The organism is Streptomyces sp. NPDC091271, from assembly GCF_044757505.1.
Taxonomy (GTDB): domain Bacteria; phylum Actinomycetota; class Actinomycetes; order Streptomycetales; family Streptomycetaceae; genus Streptomyces.
In genome coordinates this window covers 542,481-560,760 of the sequence record NZ_JBIVVD010000003.1, presented here as the reverse complement: position 1 = coordinate 560,760, position 18,280 = coordinate 542,481, and the positions used below count along the sequence as shown (strand labels likewise).

Sequence of the window (18,280 nt, the reverse complement as noted above, 5' to 3'; positions counted from 1 at the left end):
ACCTTATCCACCCGACGGCCTCCGGTGCAGGGGGCCCCGGTGACAATGTGTTCGAAACTGGTTCGCCCAGGCCTCGCGGCCCTGGTAAGCAGGGGTCATGACTACGGAATTGCGGGTGCTGTCGGCGGCGGAATCGGATGCCTGGTTCGGCAGTCTCGAGTTGGCTTTCGGCGGGGTCCCCTTCTCGCCCGAGAGCCGCGAGATGTACACCGCCCTGGCCGAGCCGCAGCGTGCGCTCGCCCACTGGGACGGCGCGGACTGCGTGGGGACAGCCGGTTCGTACAGCTTCCGGGTGACCGTGCCCGGCGGGGAGGCGGTGCCGGCCGCTGGGGTCACGATGGTGAGCGTCTCCTCCACGCACCGCAGGCAGGGGCTGCTGACGGCGATGATGCGGCGCCAGCTGGACGACGTCCGCTCGTGGGGCGAGCCGCTCGCGGTGCTGCTGGCGTCGGAGCCCGGCATCTACGGCCGGTTCGGCTACAGCGCGGCCACCGCCGAGACGAGCCTGCGGATCGACACCTCCCGGGTCTCCCTCATGCTGCCCCCGGGCACGGACGAGGTGCGGGTACGCCGGTCGTCCCCGGCACAGGCTCTCGACGCCTGCGAGGCGGTGTACGCGCAGCTGGCCGCGGCCCGGCCCGGCACTCCGCTGCGCCGCCCCGGCTGGGAGCGGGTACCCGTGAACGACCCGGAGAGCGCCCGGAAGGGTGGCTCCCCGCTGCAGTGCGTGCTCGCGGAGCGGGACGGCGAGGTGACGGGGTACGCGACGTTCCATCTGCGGCCCGCCTGGGACGACGCCGGCCCCCGGGGCACGGTGGCGGTGCGTGACCTGGCGGCGCTGGACCCCGCCTCGTACGCGGCGTTGTGGCGCTTCCTGTTCGGGATCGACCTGACGACGGTGGTCGAGTGCCACAACCGGCCCGCGGACGACGCCGTGCTCCGGCTGGTCTCCGACGTCCGGCGCTGCGAGGTCCGGCAGCGGGACGGGCTGTACGTGCGGCTGGTCGAGCTGGGTGCGGCGCTGGAGGCTCGGCGCTACCGGGCCCCCGTCGACGTGGTGCTGGAGGTGGAGGACACCTTCTGCTCCTGGAACGCGGGGCGTTGGCGCCTGACCGCCGACGCGAAGGGCGCGGCCACCTGCCGGCGGACGGACGACGAGCCCGAACTGGCTCTCTCGGTGAATCAGTTGGGGGCCGCCTATCTGGGCGGCGAGTCGCTGACGACGCTTGCGGCGGCCGGGCAGGTGCGGGAACTACGGGTGGGCGCGCTGGCGGAGGCAGCCCTGGCGTTCTCCTCGGACGTGCAGCCGTGGTGCCCGCACGGATTCTGAGCCCGGGCGGTCTCCGGCCTGCCTACCGGCCCGACACCGACGGCTGGCAGACCGGGCACCAGAAGAGGTTGCGGGCCGCCAGGTCCGCCGTACGGACCTCGGTGCCGCAGATGTGGCAGGCCTGCCTGGCGCGGCGGTAGACGTACACCTCGCCGCCGTGGTCGTCGACCCGCGGGGGCCTGCCCATCGCCTCCGGCAGATGCTCGGGGCGGACCGTGTCGATGCGGTTGTTCCGCACACCCTCGCGCATCAGGGCGCCGAGGTCGGTCCAGACCGCGTCCCACTCACCGCGCGTGAGGTCCTTCCCCGGGCGGTACGGGTCGATGCCGTGCCGGAAGAGGACCTCGGCGCGGTAGACGTTGCCGACGCCCGCGACGACCTTCTGGTCCATCAGCAGGGCTGCGACCGTGACGCGGCTGCGGGAGATCCGCTGCCAGGCCCGCTCGCCGTCCTCGTCGGCACGCAGCGGGTCCGGGCCGAGCCGGTCGTGTATCGCGCGCTTCTCGGGGCCCGTGATCAGGGCGCACGTGGTGGGGCCGCGCAGATCGGCGTGGTGGGCCTCGTTGAGCAGGCGCAGCCGGACCGTGTCGGTGGGCGGCGGCGCCGGAGCCGCGCCGAAGCCGAGCTTGCCGAAGAGGCCGAGGTGGATGTGGACCCAGACCGATCCCTCGAAGCCGAGGAAGAGGTGCTTGCCGTGCGCGTCGACGCCGGTGAGGGTCCGGCCGTCCAGCAGGGCCGCGCTGTCGGAGAACTTGCCCTGGGGGCTGCTCACGCGCACCGGGCGGCCCGCGAACCGCTCGTGGTGGTCCGCGGCGAGGCGGTGGATCGTATGCCCCTCGGGCACGGCGTTCTCCTGGTGACGCGCCTGTGCCGCCGGGTACGGGCCCGGCGGCACAGGGGAAGCGGGTGCGGGGCTGTTCAGCCCTGCTGCGGGTGGTGGGCCGGGATCGGGGGGAGCTCGCCGGTGTTCTCGTACGCCGAGAGCATCTCGATGCGGCGCGTGTGGCGCTCCTCACCCGAGTACGGGGTGGCCAGGAAGATCTCGACGAACTTGGTGGACTCCTCCACCGTGTGCATCCGGCCGCCGATGGCCACCACGTTGGCGTCGTTGTGCTCACGGCCGAGCGCGGCGGTCTGCTCGCTCCAGGCGAGCGCGGCACGGACGCCCTTGACCTTGTTCGCTGCGATCTGCTCGCCGTTGCCGGAGCCGCCGATGACGATTCCGAGGCTGTCCTTGTCCGCGGCCGTCCGCTCGGCGGCACGGAGGCAGAACGGCGGGTAGTCGTCCTGGGCGTCGTAGATGTGAGGACCGCAGTCGAGGGCCTCGTGGCCGTGGGCGGTGAGCCACTCGACGAGGTGGTTCTTCAATTCGAAGCCGGCATGGTCGGAGCCGAGGTACACGCGCATGGAGCGAAGTGTGGCACGGACGGGGCGGGGTAATCGTCAGCGGGGTCGGGACCCACCGGGCTTTCCACGGGTCCGGTTCATACCGGGGCTGTGCGCAAAGCCACACGGGCAACGATCGGGTCAAGGAAACGGACTAGGGGGTTCCGATCTCGGTGCCGGTCGGGCTTGAATGCGTGGCCTTGCCTTCGCACCACCCCCGCCGAAGGCAACACCCGACACACGTGATCAGAAAACGTAAGGATTCGATCCATGACGTCGCAGACGACGCTGGCTGGACCGGGCCAACAGCCCGGCGAGCCGGGTAAGCCGGGTTCCCCGGACGGCCTCCAGGCCGGCCTCAAGAACCGTCATCTCTCGATGATCGCCATCGGCGGCGTGATCGGAGCGGGCCTCTTCGTCGGCTCCGGGGCCGGCATCGCCGCCGCGGGACCCGCCATTCTCCTGTCGTACGCGCTGGTCGGCCTGATGGTCGTCTTCGTCATGCGGATGCTCGGCGAGATGGCCGTCGCCCGGCCGAGCTCGGGTTCCTTCTCCGCCTACGCCGACCAGGCCCTGGGCCGCTGGGCCGGCTTCTCCATCGGCTGGCTGTACTGGTTCTTCTGGGTCGTGGTGCTCGCCGTCGAGGCCACGGCGGGTGCCAAGATCCTGGAGGGCTGGGTCCCCGGCGTACCGCAGTGGGCGTGGGCCCTGATCGTCATGGTGGTGCTGACGGCGACCAACCTGGTCTCCGTCGGCTCGTACGGCGAGTTCGAGTTCTGGTTCGCCGGGATCAAGGTCGTGGCGATCGGCGCCTTCGTCGTCGTCGGCCTGCTCGCCGTCTTCGGCGTCCTGCCGGGTTCGGACAGCCCGGGGCCGGGCCTCGCCCACCTCACGGACACCGGCGGGTTCTTCCCCGAGGGGCCGGGCGCCATCCTCACGGGTGTGCTGATGGTCGTCTTCTCCTTCATGGGCAGCGAGATCGTGACGCTGGCGGCCGGTGAGTCCGAGGACCCGCGCCGCGCCGTCTCCAAGGCCACCAACAGCGTGATCTGGCGTATCGCCATCTTCTACCTGGGGTCGATCTTCATCGTCCTCACGCTGCTGCCGTGGAACGACGCGTCGATCGTCAAGGACGGTTCGTACGTCGCCGCGCTGAACGTCATCGGAATCCCGCACGCCGGCCAGGTCATGAACGTCATCGTGCTGACCGCCGTGCTGTCCTGTCTCAACTCCGGCCTCTACACGGCCTCGCGCATGGCCTTCTCGCTGGGACAGCGGGGGGACGCGCCCAAGGCGTTCGCCAGGGTGAACAAGCGGGGCGTGCCGCAGGCGGCGATCCTGTCGTCCGTGGTGTTCGGCTTCGTCGCCGTGTTCTTCAACTACCAGTGGCCCGACACGGTCTTCGCGTTCCTGCTGAACTCCTCCGGAGCGGTCGCCCTGTTCGTGTGGCTGGTGATCTGCTTCACCCAGCTGCGGATGCGCGGCATCATCCTGCGCGAGTCGCCCGAGAAGCTCGTCGTACGGATGTGGCTCTTCCCGTATCTGACCTGGGCGACGATCGCGATGATCTCCTTCGTCCTCGTCTACATGCTGACCGACGACGCCGGGCGCGAGCAGGTGCTGCTCTCGCTGCTGGTCGCGGCCCTGGTCGTGGGGATCTCGCTGGTGCGCGACGCCCGCAGCCGGAAGGCGAAGGCGGCCGCGCCGGTCGAGTGATCGGCACCCATACCTGACGGCGGATGTCAGGTATACCCGGAAGGCTCTCCCTCGCCCCGCGATCCCGCGAGCGAACGGAGAGCCTTCGTCATGACCGCGACCCCCGCGATCGAGAGTTTCCAGACCGCCTTCGCCATCCGCCCCGATCTCCTGGTGGAGGCTTCGGACGCCGCCGACGTCCTGGCCGCGGTGCGCGACGCCGCCACGCGCGGCCTGTCCGTCGCCGTCCACGCGACCGGGCACGGACTGCCGGGCCCGGTCGAGGGCGGGCTGCTGGTCCGTACCCACCGGATGGACGGCGTCGAGGTCGATCCCGGGCGCCGCACCGCGCGCATCGGGGCGGGCACCACCTGGGGCGCGGTCGTCGCCGCGGCCGCCCCGCACGGACTCGCCCCGCTGAACGGCTCGTCGCCGGGCGTGGGCGCGGTCTCGTACACGCTGGGCGGCGGGCTGGGCATTCTGGCCCGGGAGTTCGGCTACGCCGCCGACCACGTCCGCTCGCTCGACGTGGTGACCGGCGACGGTGTGCCGCGCCACGTCACCCCGGACACCGAACCGGAGCTCTTCTGGGGGCTGCGGGGCGGCGGGCACCGGCTGGGCGTCGTGACGGGGCTGGAGATCGGCCTGGTGGCCGTGGAGCGGCTGTACGGCGGCTCGCTGGCCTTCGACGGGGACGCGGCACCGGATGTGCTGCGGCGCTACCTGGAGTGGACGCGGACCGTGCCGGAGACGTGCACCTCCTCGCTGGCGGCGACGTGCTACCCCGACGTGCCGCAGCTGCCGGAAGCACTGCGGGGGCGGTACGTGATCTCGGTGCGGGTCGCGTACACCGGCACGGCAGCGGAAGGCGAGGCCCTGGTGGCGCCGCTGCGGGCGGTCGGGCCGGCGCTCTCCGACTCGCTGCGGGAGTTGCCGTACACCGAGAGCCACACCATCCACAGCGATCCGCCGTTCCCGCACGCCTACCACGGCGAGGGAGTGATGCTGCGCGACCTGGACGCCGGGACGGCCGGGCGGGTGCTGGAGCTGACCGGGCCGAAGGCCCCGATGATGACGGTGGTCCAGCTCAACCACCTGGGCGGCGCCCTGGCCGAGCGGCCCGCCCACGACAGCGCGGTGCCGCACCGGGACGCGGGCTTCCTGCTGCGGCTGCTGTCACCGCTGGACGGTACGGACGTGAAGGCGGTGCGGGCGCTGTACGCGCGGGTGGCCGGGGAGACGGCGCCGTACGCCCTGGGCCGTGCGCTGAACTTCGCCTTCGGCGGCGGGGACCGCGCGGAGACGTACCGGGGAGTGCACGGGCCCCGGACACGCGAGAGGCTCGCCGGTCTGGTGTCGCGATACGACCCGGCGAGCCTCTTCGGTGGTGCCTACTGAGGTCTTTCGGCTCAGCCTCGGCGCCCGATGAGCTTCCAGGAGGCGGGGAGCGCGCCCATGGCCAGTGCGGCCTTGAGCGCGTCGCCGATCAGGAACGGCACGAGGCCGGCCGCGACCGCGGCGCTCATCGACATGCCGGTGGAGAGCGCCAGGTAGGGAACGCCGACCGCGTAGATGATCAGGGAGCCGACCGCCATGGTGCCCGCGGTGCGCAGGACGGACCGGTCACCGCCCCGGCGGGCCAGGCCGCCGACGACCGTCGCGGCGAGCAGCATGCCGAGGACGTAGCCGAACGAGGCGCCGCCCGGTCCCGAGGTCCCCTCGGAGAACCACGGCATGCCGGCCATGCCGACGAGCGCGTACAGGGCGAGGGAGAGGAAGCCGCGGCGGGCGCCGAGCGCGGTGCCGATGAGCAGTGCGGCGAAGGTCTGGCCGGTGACGGGGACCGGGGAGCCGGGGACGGGCACGGCGATCTGGGCCGCGATGCCGGTGAGGGCGGCGCCACCGACGACCAGCGCCGTGTCCACGGCGTAGCGGTGCCGGGCTGCGGGCAGCAGGTCGGCGAGGACCGCTCCGGAACGGACGGGGGCGGCAGCAGTACTCATCGGGACTCCGCGGGTGAGGTCGGCAGGCAGGACTGGAGCCGACGTTAGCCGACGGCACATCCCCGGATCACCATCAGCCGCCCACAAAGCGGCGGTTGAGGGGTTAGTCGGGTTCACACAAAGAGCGTGACGCAATGACCCCTCGGCGTGATGCTGGTCACGGAGGTGGGGGTGTGCCCGGCACTCAGTTCGGGAAGGGGTGCCGTCCCGTGAGACTGTAGGTTCCCCATAAATGATCCGAGAGTGATCCGCAGCTCATGCACGACGCGCCCCCCACGCACTCCCCCGTACGGTCCGAACCCCTGGCCCACGGCCTGAAGCAACGGCATCTGACGATGCTCGGTCTGGGCGGGGTGATCGGCGCCGGTCTCTTCGTCGGGTCGGGCGCCGGGATCGCGGTCGCGGGGCCCGCCGTCGTCGTCTCGTATCTGATCGCGGGCGTGCTGGCGATGCTGGTGATGCGGATGCTCGGCGAGATGTCGGCCGCGATGCCCGCGTCGGGTTCCTTCTCCGTCCACGCGGAGCGCGCGCTGGGCCGGTGGGCCGGCTTCAGTGTGGGCTGGCTCTACTGGTTCATGCTGGTGGTGGTGCTCGCCGTGGAGGCGACGGCGGCCGCACAGATCGCCCATGCCTGGGTGCCCGCGGTGGACCAGTGGCTCTGGGTGCTGCTGTTCATGGTGGTGTTCACCGTGGCCAACCTGACAGCGGTGAAGAACTTCGGCGAGTTCGAGTTCTGGTTCGCCGCCCTGAAGGTGGCCGCGATCGTGGCCTTCCTGGTCCTCGGCCTGCTGGCCGTCTTCGGCGTCCTTCCGGACACGGATCCGGTGGGTCTGACCAACCTGACCGGCCAGGGCGGCTTCCTGCCGAACGGCTGGGACGGCGTGGTCTCCGGTGTGCTGACGGTGGTCTTCGCCTTCGGCGGCCTGGAGGTCGTGACGATCGCGGCGGCCGAGACCGACGATCCGGCCCGCGCCGTGGGGCGCGCGGTGCGCAGCGCGGTGGTCCGCATCCTCTTCTTCTACGTCGGTTCGATGCTGGTGATCGTGACCGTGCTGCCGTGGACCGCGCAGCGGGCCGGGCTCAGCCCGTACGTGAAGGTCCTGGACTCCGTCGGGGTGCCGTCGGCCGGGCAGATCATGAACATCGTGGTGTTCGTGGCGCTGCTCTCGGCGCTCAACGCCAATCTGTACGGCTCGTCCCGGATGATCTTCTCGCTGGCCGAGCGCGGCGAGGCGCCGCGCGGGCTGCTGAAGGTGTCCGGCGGGCAGGGCGGCGGGGGCGGGGTGCCCCGTCGGGCGGTGCTGGCCTCGGTGGCCTTCGGCTTCGTCTCCGTGCTGCTCAATCTCGAATGGCCCGACACCGTCTTCCTCTACATGCTCAACTCCGTCGGGGCGGTCCTGCTGTTCGTCTGGGGCCTGATCGCCGCCTCGCAGCTGCGGCTGCGGCGCCGGCTCGAACGGGAGGCGCCGGACGCCCTGGCGTTGCGGATGTGGTGCTTCCCCTACCTGACGTGGGTGACCCTGGCCGGTCTGCTGGCCGTCCTGCTGCTGATGCTCACCGACGACGCGGCCCGCCCGCAGGTGCTGTGGTCGGCCGGGGCCACCGCACTGGTGCTGCTCGTGGCGGCGGTGCGGGAGCTGCGCACGAAGGTGTAGGCGGGTGGACACCTTGTGTGAGCCCGGTGACCGTATAGCGGACAACGGTTCCCCGTGGCCGGAGCTCGTGGCCAGACTGTGGGCCGTCCCCTGTCCCGACCAGTGAACAGAGCCTGTCCATGTCCCGGACCTCCGCGCCGCCCCCCACGGACGCCGCCGCCCCCACCGCCGACTCCGCGCTCACCCACGGCCTCAAGCAGCGCCATCTGTCGATGATCGCCCTCGGCGGTGTGATCGGGGCCGGGCTGTTCGTCGGCTCGGGCGCGGGCATCGCCGCGGCCGGCCCCTCGATCGTCATCGCGTACGGCATCTCCGGACTGCTGGTCATGTTCGTGATGCGGATGCTCGGAGAGATGTCCGCGGCCAACCCCGCGTCCGGCTCCTTCTCCGTCCACGCGGAACGGGCGATCGGGCCGTGGGCGGGCTTCACCGCCGGATGGTCGTTCTGGGTGCTGCTCTGTGTCGCCGTCGGACTGGAGGGCATCGGCGCCGCGCAGATCGTCACGGGCTGGCTGCCCGGTACGCCGGAGTGGGCCTGGGTCGCCCTGTTCATGGTGATCTTCCTCGGCACGAATCTCGCCGCCGTGAAGAACTTCGGCGAGTTCGAGTTCTGGTTCGCCGCGCTCAAGGTCATCGCGATCACGCTCTTCCTCGTGCTGGGCATCCTCGCGATCCTGGGCGTGCTGCCCGGCACGGACTCCCCCGGCACCTCGAACCTCACCGGGGACGGCGGCTTCATGCCGCACGGCTCGGAGGGCCTCATCATCGGCCTGCTCGCCTCCGTCTTCGCGTACGGCGGCCTGGAGACCGTCACCATCGCCGCCGCCGAGTCCGAGAACCCGGTGCGGGGCGTCGCGAAGGCGGTGCGTACGGCGATGTGGCGCATCGCGGTCTTCTACATCGGCTCGATGGCGGTCATCGTGACCCTCGTGCCGTGGGACGACCCCACGGTCGCCGAGGTCGGCCCGTTCTACGCGATGCTCGACCACCTCGGCATCAGCGGCGCCGCGGAGATCATGAACGTGGTCATCCTGGTCGCCCTGCTCTCCGCGATGAACGCCAACATCTACGGCTCGTCGCGCATGGCCTGCTCCCTGGTCGCCCGCGGCCAGGGCCCGAAGGTGCTCGGCAAAATCTCCTCGGGCGTCCCGCGCAACGCCGTGCTCGCCTCGTCGGTCTTCGGCTTCCTCTGCGTGCTGCTCAGCTACTGGCGCCCCGAGGACGTCTTCCCGTGGCTCCTCAACATGATCGGCGCCGTGATCCTGGTCGTCTGGATCTTCATCGCCGTCTCCCAGCTGATTTTGCGCAAGCGGACGGAGCGCGAGGCCCTGGAGCGGCTCGTCGTCCGGATGTGGCTCTTCCCGGGCCTGACGATCGTGGCGCTGGTGGCCATGGCCGGCATCTTCGTCCTGATGCTGCGCCAGCCCGACACACGCGACCAGCTGCTGGCGACCGGCGCGCTCACCGCGGTGCTGATCGTGATCGGCCTCGTGCGGCAGAAGCGGGCGGAGCGCCGCGCGCCGGCCGGGAGCTGACCGCGGTTCGGCCCACCGCTGCCCGCGACGCGCCTCAGATCGCCCCGGCCCGCAGGAGCACCTCGCCCGCCTCCGTGCGGAAGTAGAGCACCGAGCGGCCCGACCTGCGGCGCCCCGCCAGGCCCGCGTCCAGCAGCACCTTCAGGTGGCGGCCGACCGATCCCAGCCCCTGGCCGGTCAGCGCCACCAGTTCCGTGGTGCTCCTGGGCCGGTCGAGCAGCACGAGCACACCGGCCCGCGCGGGCCCCAGCAGCCGGCCGAGGCTGTCGGGGACGGCGGGCCGGTCCGCGTCCGACAGCGTTCCGGAGCAGGCGTACACGACCGCGTACCGCCGTGCGGCGGCGTCCCAGGAGACCCAGCCCTGGCGTGGTGTGACGGGGACGAACACCAGCTGTACGCCGTCGAGTTCACGGGGCGGGTAGTCGCGCGGGTTGACCTGGAGGCGGCTGCCGCCCAGCCAGCGCATGCCGGGGTTCAGCGTGTCCAGCGCGGCCGCCCAGCCGCCCTGGCTGAGCTGCCCCGCGCGCGCCACCACGTCCGCCTCGACGATCCGTCGGCGGCGCGGCCAGTCCGGGAGCACGATCCGCTCCCATACCCATTCCAGCAGGTCGGCAGCGCTCCGCGGCAGGTCCTCCCGGTGGAGGACCGCCGGGAGCGGGCCGCCCCGGGACACCTCCAGGTCGGCGCGGGCCTCCTCCGGGGAGGTCTCGCGCACCAGGGCCAGATCCTGGGCGAACGTGGTCCCGCCGGTGGGTGTGGGGGTGAGGAAGTCCGCGATCCAGTGGCCGCCGAGCCCGGTCCGTACGAGCTCCGCCGTGACCGGGTCCTCGGCCAGCCGCTCCCGGTAGGCGGGCCGATGGGTGTCGGACCAGGCGCGTTCGGCCGGGTTCGTGGCCACTCCGCTCTCCAGGAACTGGAGGGTCGCGGTGGCCTCGGCCAGTTCCGACACGACGAAGCGCCCGGCGGCCAGGGTGTCCGCGTTGACCTGCCACCAGCCCATGGTTTCGCCTCCTCGCGAAACAGTAACGGCTGTGCGGAACCCCGGCCGAGACTTCCCGGCATGCTCACCTACCGGGACGTGTTCCGTGTGCCGCAGTTCGGGCCCCTCTTCGCGACGAGCGCACTGCAGGGTGCCGCCTCGACGACGAGCGGACTGGCCCTGGGTGTCCTCGTGTTCACCACGACCGGGTCGCCGCTGCTCTCCGCGCTCTCCATGTTCGGTGCCTCACTCGCCCAGCTGATCGGCGCGACCCTGCTGATGTCGGCGGCCGACCGGCTCCCGCCGCGTGGAGCGCTGAGCGGCGCGGCGCTCGCCTTCGGCGTCGGGACCGCCGTCCTGGCCGTACCCGGGCTGCCGCTGCCGCTGATGTTCGCCGTCGTCCTGGGCGAGGGGGTCGTCGCGGCGGTGACCGGCGGGGTGCGGTACGGACTGCTCAACGAGGTGCTCCCCAAAAACACCTTCCTGCTGGGGCGTTCGGTGCTCAACATGTGCTCCGGCACCATGCAGATCTGCGGGTACGCGGCCGGCGGCGTCCTGGTCGCCGTGCTGTCCCCGCGCGGCACGCTCCTCGTCTCGGCCGGCCTGTACGTGGCCGGCGCCGCGGCTGCCTGGTTCGGCCTGGCGCGCCGCCCGCCCCGGGCGGCCGGCCGGCCCTCGGTGGGCGAGACCTGGCGGACCAACGCGCTGCTGTGGTCCTCGGCCCCCCGACGGCGTGTGTACCTCTCGCTCTGGCTGCCCAACGGGCTGGTCGTCGGCTGCGAATCACTCTTCGTGCCCTACCGGCCGGACCGGGCGGGGCTGCTCTTCGCCTGTGCGGCGCTGGGGATGCTGGTCGGGGACACGGTGACGGGCCGCTTCGTGCCCGCGCGGTGGCGCGGACGGCTGGGCACACCGCTGCTCCTGCTGCTGGCCGCGCCCTATCTGCTGTTCGCGCTGCACCCGGCGCTGCCCCTGGCCCTGGTCCTCGCGGCGGTCGCCTCCACCGCCTTCTCCGCGAGCCTGGTGTTCCAGGAGCGCCTGATGGCGCTGACTCCGGACGCGATGACGGGCCAGGCCCTAGGTCTGCACTCCTCCGGAATGCTCGCCATGCAGGGCGTGGCGGCCGCGCTCGCGGGCGCCCTCGCCCAGCGGTCCTCCCCCGCGACGGCGATCACCGTGATGGCGGCGGCCTCCCTCATGGTGACGCTGGCCCTGGCGCCGGGGCTGCGGCGGGACCGCGTACAGGCCGCGCCGCCCCACGTGACCGTCATCCGAGAGCGAGCTCCAGCAGCGGCAGTTCGCGCCCCGGGATCGAGCCGGAAGGGGTGGCGCCGATCCGCACCGCGCCCATAGCCGTGTAGAAGGGCTCGGCGTTCAGGTCGGCGTCGATGGTGAGCCGTACGAAGCCCAGCCGGCGGGCCTGCGTCATGGTGTGCTCGAACAGGAGCCGGCCCACGCCCCGGCCGATGGTGTCCGGCTCGACGAACATCATCGCGAGTGCGCCCTCGGGCGGTTCCCCGGCCAGGGTGGTGAAGCCCAGCAGGCGGCCGTCCTCCTCCGCGACCACAGCGCGACCGCCGGCCGTGTCGCCGGGGCGGACCGTCAGTTCGTCGCGGCAGGCCGCCATGAACGCCTCGTCGTAACCCCAGTGGGCCTTGGACCGCAGGGCCAGCTCTGTCAGCGCCGCGGCTTCCCCGGGCCGCCCCGGTCGTAGCTCCATGCCTTCCTCCTGTGCCGGCTGCCGAGTACCGTACGCGTGGCCGTACATGAGGCAGCAAGGTTCCGTCCGCCCTGGCGTAACCCCGTGTGGCTTCGGTGGTTGCTCCGCGCCTACCGAGGAGCCCGCATGGCTTTCCAGCACCCGCGCCGCCGCTCGATCCTTCTGGCCACAGCCGCCGTCTCCGCCGCCACGGCGGCCCCCGCCGTCGCCTCCGAACCGCATGGGGGCCGGAGAGGGCCGCTCGTCATCGGCCACCGGGGCGCCGCCGGATGGCGGCCCGAACACACCGCCTCCGCCTACACCTTCGCGGTGCGGGCCGGGGCCGACTGGATCGAGCCCGACCTGGTCCCCACGAAGGACCACGTCCTGGTGGTGCGTCACGAGAACGAGATCTCCGGCACCACGGACGTGGCCCGGCACCCCGAGTTCGCCGGCCGCCGCACCACGAAGACGGTGGACGGGCGCGCCGTCACCGGCTGGTTCACCGAGGACTTCACCCTCGCCGAGCTGAGGACGCTGCGTGCGGTGGAGCGGCTCCCCCTGGTCCGTAACCGCAACACCGTCTTCGACGGCCGCGAGCGGATCATGACCTTCCAGGAGGTCGTCGACCTGGCCCGCGCCCTGTCGAAGGAGCACGGCCGCCGGATCGCGGTCTTCCCGGAGACGAAGCACCCGACGTACTTCCGCTCGGTCGGCCTGCCCCTGGAGCCGGAACTCATCAGGCTCGTCCGCCGCAACCGGCTGACCGCACGCGACTGCGTCGTCCAGTCCTTCGAGCCGTCCAGCCTCCGCGAGGTGGCCGCCGCGCGCCTCGGTCTCCCGCTGTGGCAGGCGCTGGGGACGAGCGGCGGACCGTACGGCCACCCGGTGACGTACGAGGAGATGAGGACGCCGGCGGGGCTGCGCGAGATCGCCTCGTACGCCGGGTGGATCGGCCCTGACAAGTCCTCGCTGGTCCCTCCGCTCACCCTGCTGGAGGACGCGCACGCCGCCGGGCTGAAGGTCGGGGCCTACACCTTCCGCGCCGAGAACCAGTACCTCCCGGCCGAGTACCGGAAGGGCACCGCGCCGAACGACTTCGGTGACGCGTTCGCCGAGTACGCCTTCCACTTCGGCCGGGGCGTGGACGCCGTCGTGACGGACTTCCCCGATCTGGCGGCGATCGCCCGCGACGCCCTCCGGTCCTAGGACGAACGGTTGATCACCTTCGGGCCCTCCTCCTGCTAGCCTGCAATTGCGAAGGACTTGCAATAACCACCAGGTAGCAGTTGGAGGGTTCGAACCCATGGCCACGTACACGCTTCCGGAACTCCCGTACGACTACGCGGCGCTCGAACCGGTCATCAATCCGCAGATCATCGAGCTCCATCACGACAAGCACCACGCCGCGTACGTCAAGGGTGCGAACGACACCCTGGAGCAGCTGGAAGAGGCCCGCGACAAGGAGGCCTGGGGTGCGATCAACGGCCTCCAGAAGAACCTCGCCTTCCACCTCTCCGGCCACATCCTGCACTCGATCTACTGGCACAACATGACCGGCGACGGCGGTGGCGAGCCTCTCGCGGCGGACGGTGTGGGTGACCTGGCCGACGCGATCGCGGACTCCTTCGGTTCGTACGCCGGCTTCAAGTCCCAGCTGACGAAGGCCGCGGCCACCACGCAGGGCTCCGGCTGGGGCGTCCTCGCCTACGAGCCGGTCAGCGGCAAGCTGATCGTCGAGCAGGTCTACGACCACCAGGGCAACGTCGGTCAGGGCTCGGTGCCGATCCTGGTGTTCGACGCCTGGGAGCACGCCTTCTACCTGCAGTACAAGAACCAGAAGGTGGATTTCATCGAGGCCATGTGGCGCGTCGTCAACTGGCAGGACGTGGCGAAGCGCTACGCCGCCGCCAAGGAGCGCGCGGACGTGCTGCTGCTCGCTCCCTGACCTGACGGAGCGACCCGAGCGTCCTGCCTCGTGATCGTCTTCTCAACCTTCACCCGGCAGGCGGATCAACGGAGAACCCCCGCGAGGACGTGACTCGCGGGGGTTCTCCCATGCCGGGCGCGGGAGGCTCTCGGATCCGGAAGACGGAACCCATGAACTCGGAGAGCAGCCGCTCCTTGAGGGGTCCCGGCAGCGCGTCCAGCAGGACGAGTACGGGGGCCATCCGGCCGGGCAGTCCCACGCCCTCGCCGAGGCCGGCGAAGGCGAGCACGGCCGCGACCTCGTCCGGTCCGAGCGTCCGCGGGTCCAGCCCGGCCGCGAGGTCGGCGAGAGCGGGGTCCACCGTCACCGGTTCCAGGGCGCGGGCCTTCGCCAGGGCGGCCCCGAGGTCTTCGAGCAGGGCGTCGACCTGGCCGACCGTCGCCGGGGTGAGGGTGAGGTGGAGGTTGGGCGGGAGACCGTCGAAGGAGAGCTGCGGCTGGAGGTACCAGCCGAGCTCGCGCATCTCGTCGGCGAGATGGAGGAGCAGGCTGAGGTCCGGGGTGCCGGCGCCGTCCCGGGCGACGGTGAACGCGACGAGCCCGGCGGCGGGTTCGCCGAGCACCCGCACGCCCTCGCTCGCCCGCAGCCCCGCGAGCAGCCGGTCCGACGCCTCGGCGACCCGGCCCGCCAGCGCGGTGTAGCCCTCCTCGCCCACGTACTGGAGGACGGCCCAGGCCTGGGCCAGGAGTCCGCCGGACTTGGTGCCCTGCACGGTCGGGTTGACCACCGGGTAGCCGGGCCAGCCGGCGTGCGCGAAGTACTGGTGGCGGCGGAGCTCGGCATCGCGGTAGAGGACCACGGAGGCGCCCTTGTCGGCGTACGCGTACTTGTGCAGGTCGACCGAGAGGGAGGTGACGCCGGGCACGGAGAGGTCGAAGGGTTCCACCTCGCGCCCGGCACGCCGCAGGTAGGGCAGGATCCAGCCGCCGATGCAGGCGTCGACGTGGCAGAGCACCCCGCGTGCGGCGGCCGCCGCGGCGATCCCGGCGACCGGGTCGACGACCCCGTGGGCGTACGAGGGCGCGGAGGCGACCACCAGCGCGGTGCGGTCGGTCAGGGCGGCGGCCATGGCGGTCGCGTCGGCGCGGAAGGTGACGGGGTCGACGGGTACGACGACCGGTTCCAGGCCCAGGTAGGCGGCGGCCTTGTGGAAGGCGGCGTGGGCGGTGGACGGCAGCAGCAGCTGGGGCTCGGTGATCCCCCGTACCGTCCGGGCGTGGTCGCGGGCGGTCTTGACGGCGAGCAGGATGCTTTCCGTGCCGCCGCTCGTGAACGTCCCCTGCGCGCCGGGGGCGCCGAGCAGGGCGGTGACCGCGCCGACGACGTCGTTCTCCAGCCGGGCCACGCTCGGGAAGACGGTGGGGTCGAGCCCGTTGACCGTCGCGAACGCGGTGTACGCCTCGGCGGCCAGCTCGTCGAGGCCGTCGAGACCCGCGTCGTAGACGTAGGCGAAGGTGCGGCCCCCACGGGTGGGCGCGTCCGCCCGGCGCAGGGCGCGCAGCTCGGCGAGCACCTCGGCCGCGGAGCGGCCGTCGGGCAGGGCGGGATCAGTCGGCACGGGCGGGCTCTTCCTGGAGGGGGCGGGACGCGGCGGGGGCCGCGCCGTAGCGGTGCAGCAGCAGGAGGCCGGCGGCGGCGAGCACGGCGGGCAGCACGCTCATTCCGGCGGTGATCCCGGTCAGCGCCGCTTCCGGCTGGTCCACCTGGTGCGCGGCGTCGGAGGAGCGGAAGCCGGTGACTGTCAGGACGAGGGCGAACACCCCCGCGCCCAGGGCGAAGGCGAGGGTCTCGGCCGCCGTCCACAGTCCGGTGAAGGTCGCCGCCCTGCGTCTGCCGGTGGTGACGGCGTCCGCGGCCAGGGTGTCCGCCAGCATCGTCAGGGGCAGCAACTGCAGCCCGGCGTAGGCGATCCCGACGAGGACGACCGCCGCGTAGCCGACGGCGGGGCCCACGACACCGGTGAAGGCGAGGAGCACCGCGCCCGCCGTGTAGAGCAGCGACGCGCACCACTGGGCGTACGTCACGCCCTTGCGGCGGGCCAGCCGGTTCCACAGCGGCATGAAGAGGACCAGTGGGCCGATCAGACAGGCGAACAGCGGGGTGATCGCGCCCGGCGAGCCGAGGGTGTACGTCGCGAAGTACTGGACGCCGGCGAGCATCACGCCGATCGCTAGCGCCTGCAGCGTCCACATCCCGGCCAGGTGCAGGAAGGGGGTGCTGGAGCGGGCGGCGGCGAGCTGGGCCCGGAGGGTGGGCTCGGCCTCGCTCCGGGCGACCGCCGGGGCGCGGCGGGTGGCCGCCCACGCCCCGAACATGCCGACGGCGAGCAGCACGGCGACGCCGACGCCCATCAGCCGGTAGCTCTCCGGGGTGTCGCCGTCGGCGTGCGCGATCGCGGGGGCCAGCGCCCCGGAGAGCAGGATGGCGACGCCGAGGAACCCCACGCGCCAGCCGAGGACGCGGCCGCGTTCGTGCGGGTCCTCGGTCATCTCGGCGGGCATGGTCACGTACGGCACCTGGAAGACGGCGTACGCGGTGGCGGCGAGCAGGAACAGGACCGCGACGTAACCGGCCGCCGGGGCGCCCCGCAGCGGCGGCGCGGCGAAGATCAGCGCGAAGAGCGGCGGCAGGGTGCAGGCGCCGGTCAGCAGGAACGGCCTGCGCGGCCCCCCGCGCAGCCGGCTGCGGTCGGAGACCGCGCCGACCAGTGGATTGATCAGGACGTCCCAGGCCTTGGGCAGGAAGACGGCGGCGCCGGCGACGGCGGCGGGCACGGCGAGGACGTTGGTGAGGTAGTAGAGCAGGATCAGGCCCGGCACAGTGGCGAAGGTGCCGGTGCACAGGGACCCGAGCCCGTAACCGATCCGCACGGTGCGCGGCAGGGGTGTGGCCGCGTGGCGATCCGAACCGGCAGCTGGCATGGGCAGATCATGAACGACGGTTCACGCGGTCGGCAATACCCGGGGGCCACGTCCTGCTCCCCTCCGCCGCCGGTGCGAGACTGGCAGGGTGACGGACAGCGGACGGCGGACGGACCGGCGCTTGGAGCGAGCCATCCTGGAGCTGCTGGAGCGCCGTGGACCGACCGCGACGATCTGCCCCTCCGATGCCGCGCGAGCGGTGTACGAAGGGGACGGCGACGGCTGGCGCGCGCTCATGGAGCCGGCCCGCCGGGCGGCCCGGCGGCTGGTCACGGCCGGTGAGGTGGAGATCACCCAGGGCGGCCGCCCCGTCCGGCCTGAGGAGGCCCGCGGTCCGATCCGTATCCGCCGCGTCGGCTGACCCGTCCGGTACGGGCCTGGGACCCGCACCGGCAGACGAGGTCAGTCGAAGACCGGGCCCTGCGTACGGGTCCGCTTGATCTCGTAGAAGCCGGGGATCGAGGCCACCAGCAGCGTGCCGTCCCAGAGCTTCGCGGCCTCCTCGCCCTTCGGGGCGGGGGTGACGACCGGGCCGAAGAAGGCGATCTGCTCACCGTCGGCGCCGGGCACGGCGATGACCGGGGTGCCGACGTCCTGGCCGACCTTGTCGATGCCCTCCTGGTGGGAGGCGCGCAGCTCCTTGTCGTACGCGTCGGAGTCGGCGTACTCGAGGAGCTCGGCCGGCAGGCCGACGTCCGCGAGCGCGCCCGCGATCGCCTCACGGGTGGGGCCCTCGCCGTTGTTGTGGATGCGGGTGCCGAGGGCCGTGTACAGCGGGCCGACGATCTCGTCGCCGTGCTTCTGCTGGGCGGCGACGACGACGCGGACCGGCGCCCAGGCCTGGGTGCGCATCATGTCCTGGTACTCCTCGGGCAGCTCGTCGAGCCGGGGCTCGTTGAGCACGGCCAGGCTCATCACGTGCCAGCGCACCTCGACGTCGCGGACCTTCTCGACCTCCAGCATCCAGCGGGAGGTCATCCAGGCCCAGGGGCAGAGCGGGTCGAACCAGAAATCGGCCGGGACCTTGCCGGTGGCCGTGCTGTTCTCGGGCATGTCTCTCCTCATGAGGTCGGTTCTGCACCTGTGA

The 18,280-nt window shown here is 72.1% G+C and carries 16 protein-coding genes and 1 pseudogene; 9 read left to right on the top strand and 8 right to left on the bottom strand.

The window, feature by feature from the left end:
* Positions 1 to 97: 97 nt before the first annotated feature.
* A complete protein-coding gene (locus ACIQM3_RS14315; protein ID WP_401623592.1) occupies positions 98 to 1,330 on the top strand; it encodes a GNAT family N-acetyltransferase in 1,233 nt (410 codons plus the stop codon).
* A 22-nt stretch (positions 1,331 to 1,352) separates the two neighbouring features.
* Here the strand turns inward: ACIQM3_RS14315 and ACIQM3_RS14310 are convergent, their stop codons facing one another.
* Together ACIQM3_RS14310 and ACIQM3_RS14305 are read right to left on the bottom strand one after the other, a co-directional pair.
* Positions 1,353 to 2,174, bottom strand: a complete 822-nt coding sequence (locus ACIQM3_RS14310; protein ID WP_401623590.1) for an Fpg/Nei family DNA glycosylase — start codon at positions 2,172 to 2,174, stop codon at positions 1,353 to 1,355.
* A gap of 74 nt (positions 2,175 to 2,248) precedes the next feature.
* Positions 2,249 to 2,737 carry a ribose-5-phosphate isomerase gene (locus ACIQM3_RS14305; RefSeq protein ID WP_401623588.1) on the bottom strand — a complete coding sequence of 163 codons (489 nt, stop codon included), beginning with the start codon at positions 2,735 to 2,737 and terminating at the stop codon, positions 2,249 to 2,251.
* A 249-nt stretch (positions 2,738 to 2,986) separates the two neighbouring features.
* Here ACIQM3_RS14305 and ACIQM3_RS14300 point away from each other — a divergent pair, with 249 nt between their 5' ends.
* Together ACIQM3_RS14300 and ACIQM3_RS14295 are read left to right on the top strand one after the other, a co-directional pair.
* On the top strand, positions 2,987 to 4,432 hold the full coding sequence (locus ACIQM3_RS14300; protein ID WP_401623587.1) for an amino acid permease: 1,446 nt from the start codon (positions 2,987 to 2,989) through the stop codon (positions 4,430 to 4,432).
* Between the two features lie 90 nt (positions 4,433 to 4,522).
* Positions 4,523 to 5,809 (top strand): FAD-binding oxidoreductase, encoded by a 1,287-nt coding sequence (locus ACIQM3_RS14295; RefSeq protein WP_401623585.1) that lies wholly within the window; start codon positions 4,523 to 4,525, stop codon positions 5,807 to 5,809.
* 11 nt (positions 5,810 to 5,820) lie between these two features.
* Here the strand turns inward: ACIQM3_RS14295 and ACIQM3_RS14290 are convergent, their stop codons facing one another.
* Positions 5,821 to 6,414 (bottom strand): biotin transporter BioY, encoded by a 594-nt coding sequence (locus ACIQM3_RS14290; RefSeq protein WP_033299369.1) that lies wholly within the window; start codon positions 6,412 to 6,414, stop codon positions 5,821 to 5,823.
* A 257-nt stretch (positions 6,415 to 6,671) separates the two neighbouring features.
* Here ACIQM3_RS14290 and ACIQM3_RS14285 point away from each other — a divergent pair, with 257 nt between their 5' ends.
* On the top strand, positions 6,672 to 8,069 hold the full coding sequence (locus ACIQM3_RS14285) for an amino acid permease (RefSeq protein ID WP_401623583.1): 1,398 nt from the start codon (positions 6,672 to 6,674) through the stop codon (positions 8,067 to 8,069).
* A gap of 119 nt (positions 8,070 to 8,188) precedes the next feature.
* Entirely contained in the window at positions 8,189 to 9,604 is a 1,416-nt protein-coding gene (locus tag ACIQM3_RS14280; RefSeq protein WP_401623581.1) for an amino acid permease, read from the top strand.
* A 34-nt stretch (positions 9,605 to 9,638) separates the two neighbouring features.
* Here ACIQM3_RS14280 and ACIQM3_RS14275 read toward each other — a convergent pair whose 3' ends face one another.
* Positions 9,639 to 10,604, bottom strand: a complete 966-nt coding sequence (locus ACIQM3_RS14275) for an ArsR/SmtB family transcription factor (protein WP_401623579.1) — start codon at positions 10,602 to 10,604, stop codon at positions 9,639 to 9,641.
* 60 nt (positions 10,605 to 10,664) lie between these two features.
* Between ACIQM3_RS14275 and ACIQM3_RS14270 the strand changes: the two genes are divergently transcribed.
* Complete coding sequence (locus tag ACIQM3_RS14270) at positions 10,665 to 11,936, top strand: MFS transporter (RefSeq protein ID WP_401623577.1); 1,272 nt, start codon at positions 10,665 to 10,667, stop codon at positions 11,934 to 11,936.
* Here ACIQM3_RS14270 and ACIQM3_RS14265 read toward each other — a convergent pair.
* On the bottom strand, positions 11,851 to 12,303 hold the full coding sequence (locus ACIQM3_RS14265; protein WP_401623575.1) for a GNAT family N-acetyltransferase: 453 nt from the start codon (positions 12,301 to 12,303) through the stop codon (positions 11,851 to 11,853). The genes ACIQM3_RS14270 and ACIQM3_RS14265 overlap by 86 nt on opposite strands.
* A 126-nt stretch (positions 12,304 to 12,429) precedes the next feature.
* Between ACIQM3_RS14265 and ACIQM3_RS14260 the strand changes: the two genes are divergently transcribed.
* Positions 12,430 to 13,491, top strand: coding sequence for a glycerophosphodiester phosphodiesterase family protein (locus ACIQM3_RS14260; protein WP_401623573.1), 1,062 nt, complete (start codon positions 12,430 to 12,432; stop codon positions 13,489 to 13,491).
* A 97-nt stretch (positions 13,492 to 13,588) separates the two neighbouring features.
* A complete protein-coding gene (locus tag ACIQM3_RS14255; protein WP_393759367.1) occupies positions 13,589 to 14,230 on the top strand; it encodes a superoxide dismutase in 642 nt (213 codons plus the stop codon).
* Between the two features lie 133 nt (positions 14,231 to 14,363).
* On the opposite strand, the pseudogene ACIQM3_RS14250 reads toward ACIQM3_RS14255, so the two are convergent.
* Both ACIQM3_RS14250 and ACIQM3_RS14245 read right to left on the bottom strand, forming a co-directional pair.
* A pseudogene (locus tag ACIQM3_RS14250) lies at positions 14,364 to 15,830 on the bottom strand (pyridoxal phosphate-dependent decarboxylase family protein); the annotation flags it as partial.
* Entirely contained in the window at positions 15,820 to 17,193 is a 1,374-nt protein-coding gene (locus ACIQM3_RS14245) for an MFS transporter (protein WP_401623570.1), read from the bottom strand. The gene ACIQM3_RS14245 and the pseudogene ACIQM3_RS14250, both read right to left, overlap by 11 nt.
* Before the next feature lie 88 nt (positions 17,194 to 17,281).
* Between ACIQM3_RS14245 and ACIQM3_RS14240 the strand changes: the two genes are divergently transcribed.
* The gene (locus ACIQM3_RS14240; protein WP_401623568.1) at positions 17,282 to 17,554 is read left to right on the top strand and encodes a DUF3253 domain-containing protein; all 273 of its coding nucleotides are present in this window, start codon (positions 17,282 to 17,284) and stop codon (positions 17,552 to 17,554) included.
* Positions 17,555 to 17,595: 41 nt separating this feature from the next.
* Here the strand turns inward: ACIQM3_RS14240 and ACIQM3_RS14235 are convergent, their stop codons facing one another.
* Positions 17,596 to 18,246: a DsbA family protein gene (locus tag ACIQM3_RS14235; protein ID WP_401623566.1), complete on the bottom strand. Its 651-nt coding sequence runs from the start codon at positions 18,244 to 18,246 to the stop codon at positions 17,596 to 17,598.
* Positions 18,247 to 18,280 lie beyond the last annotated feature (34 nt).

What these genes read in the sequence shown, in the direction of transcription:
- ACIQM3_RS14315 (WP_401623592.1), top strand. Translation starts at nt 98, where the DNA reads ATGACTACGGAATTGCGGGTGCTGTCGGCGGCGGAATCGGATGCCTGG.
- ACIQM3_RS14305 (WP_401623588.1), bottom strand. Translation starts at nt 2,737, where the DNA reads ATGCGCGTGTACCTCGGCTCCGACCATGCCGGCTTCGAATTGAAGAAC.
- ACIQM3_RS14300 (WP_401623587.1), top strand. Translation starts at nt 2,987, where the DNA reads ATGACGTCGCAGACGACGCTGGCTGGACCGGGCCAACAGCCCGGCGAG.
- ACIQM3_RS14295 (WP_401623585.1), top strand. Translation starts at nt 4,523, where the DNA reads ATGACCGCGACCCCCGCGATCGAGAGTTTCCAGACCGCCTTCGCCATC.
- ACIQM3_RS14290 (WP_033299369.1), bottom strand. Translation starts at nt 6,414, where the DNA reads ATGAGTACTGCTGCCGCCCCCGTCCGTTCCGGAGCGGTCCTCGCCGAC.
- ACIQM3_RS14285 (WP_401623583.1), top strand. Translation starts at nt 6,672, where the DNA reads ATGCACGACGCGCCCCCCACGCACTCCCCCGTACGGTCCGAACCCCTG.
- ACIQM3_RS14280 (WP_401623581.1), top strand. Translation starts at nt 8,189, where the DNA reads ATGTCCCGGACCTCCGCGCCGCCCCCCACGGACGCCGCCGCCCCCACC.
- ACIQM3_RS14275 (WP_401623579.1), bottom strand. Translation starts at nt 10,604, where the DNA reads ATGGGCTGGTGGCAGGTCAACGCGGACACCCTGGCCGCCGGGCGCTTC.
- ACIQM3_RS14270 (WP_401623577.1), top strand. Translation starts at nt 10,665, where the DNA reads ATGCTCACCTACCGGGACGTGTTCCGTGTGCCGCAGTTCGGGCCCCTC.
- ACIQM3_RS14265 (WP_401623575.1), bottom strand. Translation starts at nt 12,303, where the DNA reads ATGGAGCTACGACCGGGGCGGCCCGGGGAAGCCGCGGCGCTGACAGAG.
- ACIQM3_RS14260 (WP_401623573.1), top strand. Translation starts at nt 12,430, where the DNA reads ATGGCTTTCCAGCACCCGCGCCGCCGCTCGATCCTTCTGGCCACAGCC.
- ACIQM3_RS14255 (WP_393759367.1), top strand. Translation starts at nt 13,589, where the DNA reads ATGGCCACGTACACGCTTCCGGAACTCCCGTACGACTACGCGGCGCTC.
- ACIQM3_RS14245 (WP_401623570.1), bottom strand. Translation starts at nt 17,193, where the DNA reads ATGCCAGCTGCCGGTTCGGATCGCCACGCGGCCACACCCCTGCCGCGC.
- ACIQM3_RS14235 (WP_401623566.1), bottom strand. Translation starts at nt 18,246, where the DNA reads ATGCCCGAGAACAGCACGGCCACCGGCAAGGTCCCGGCCGATTTCTGG.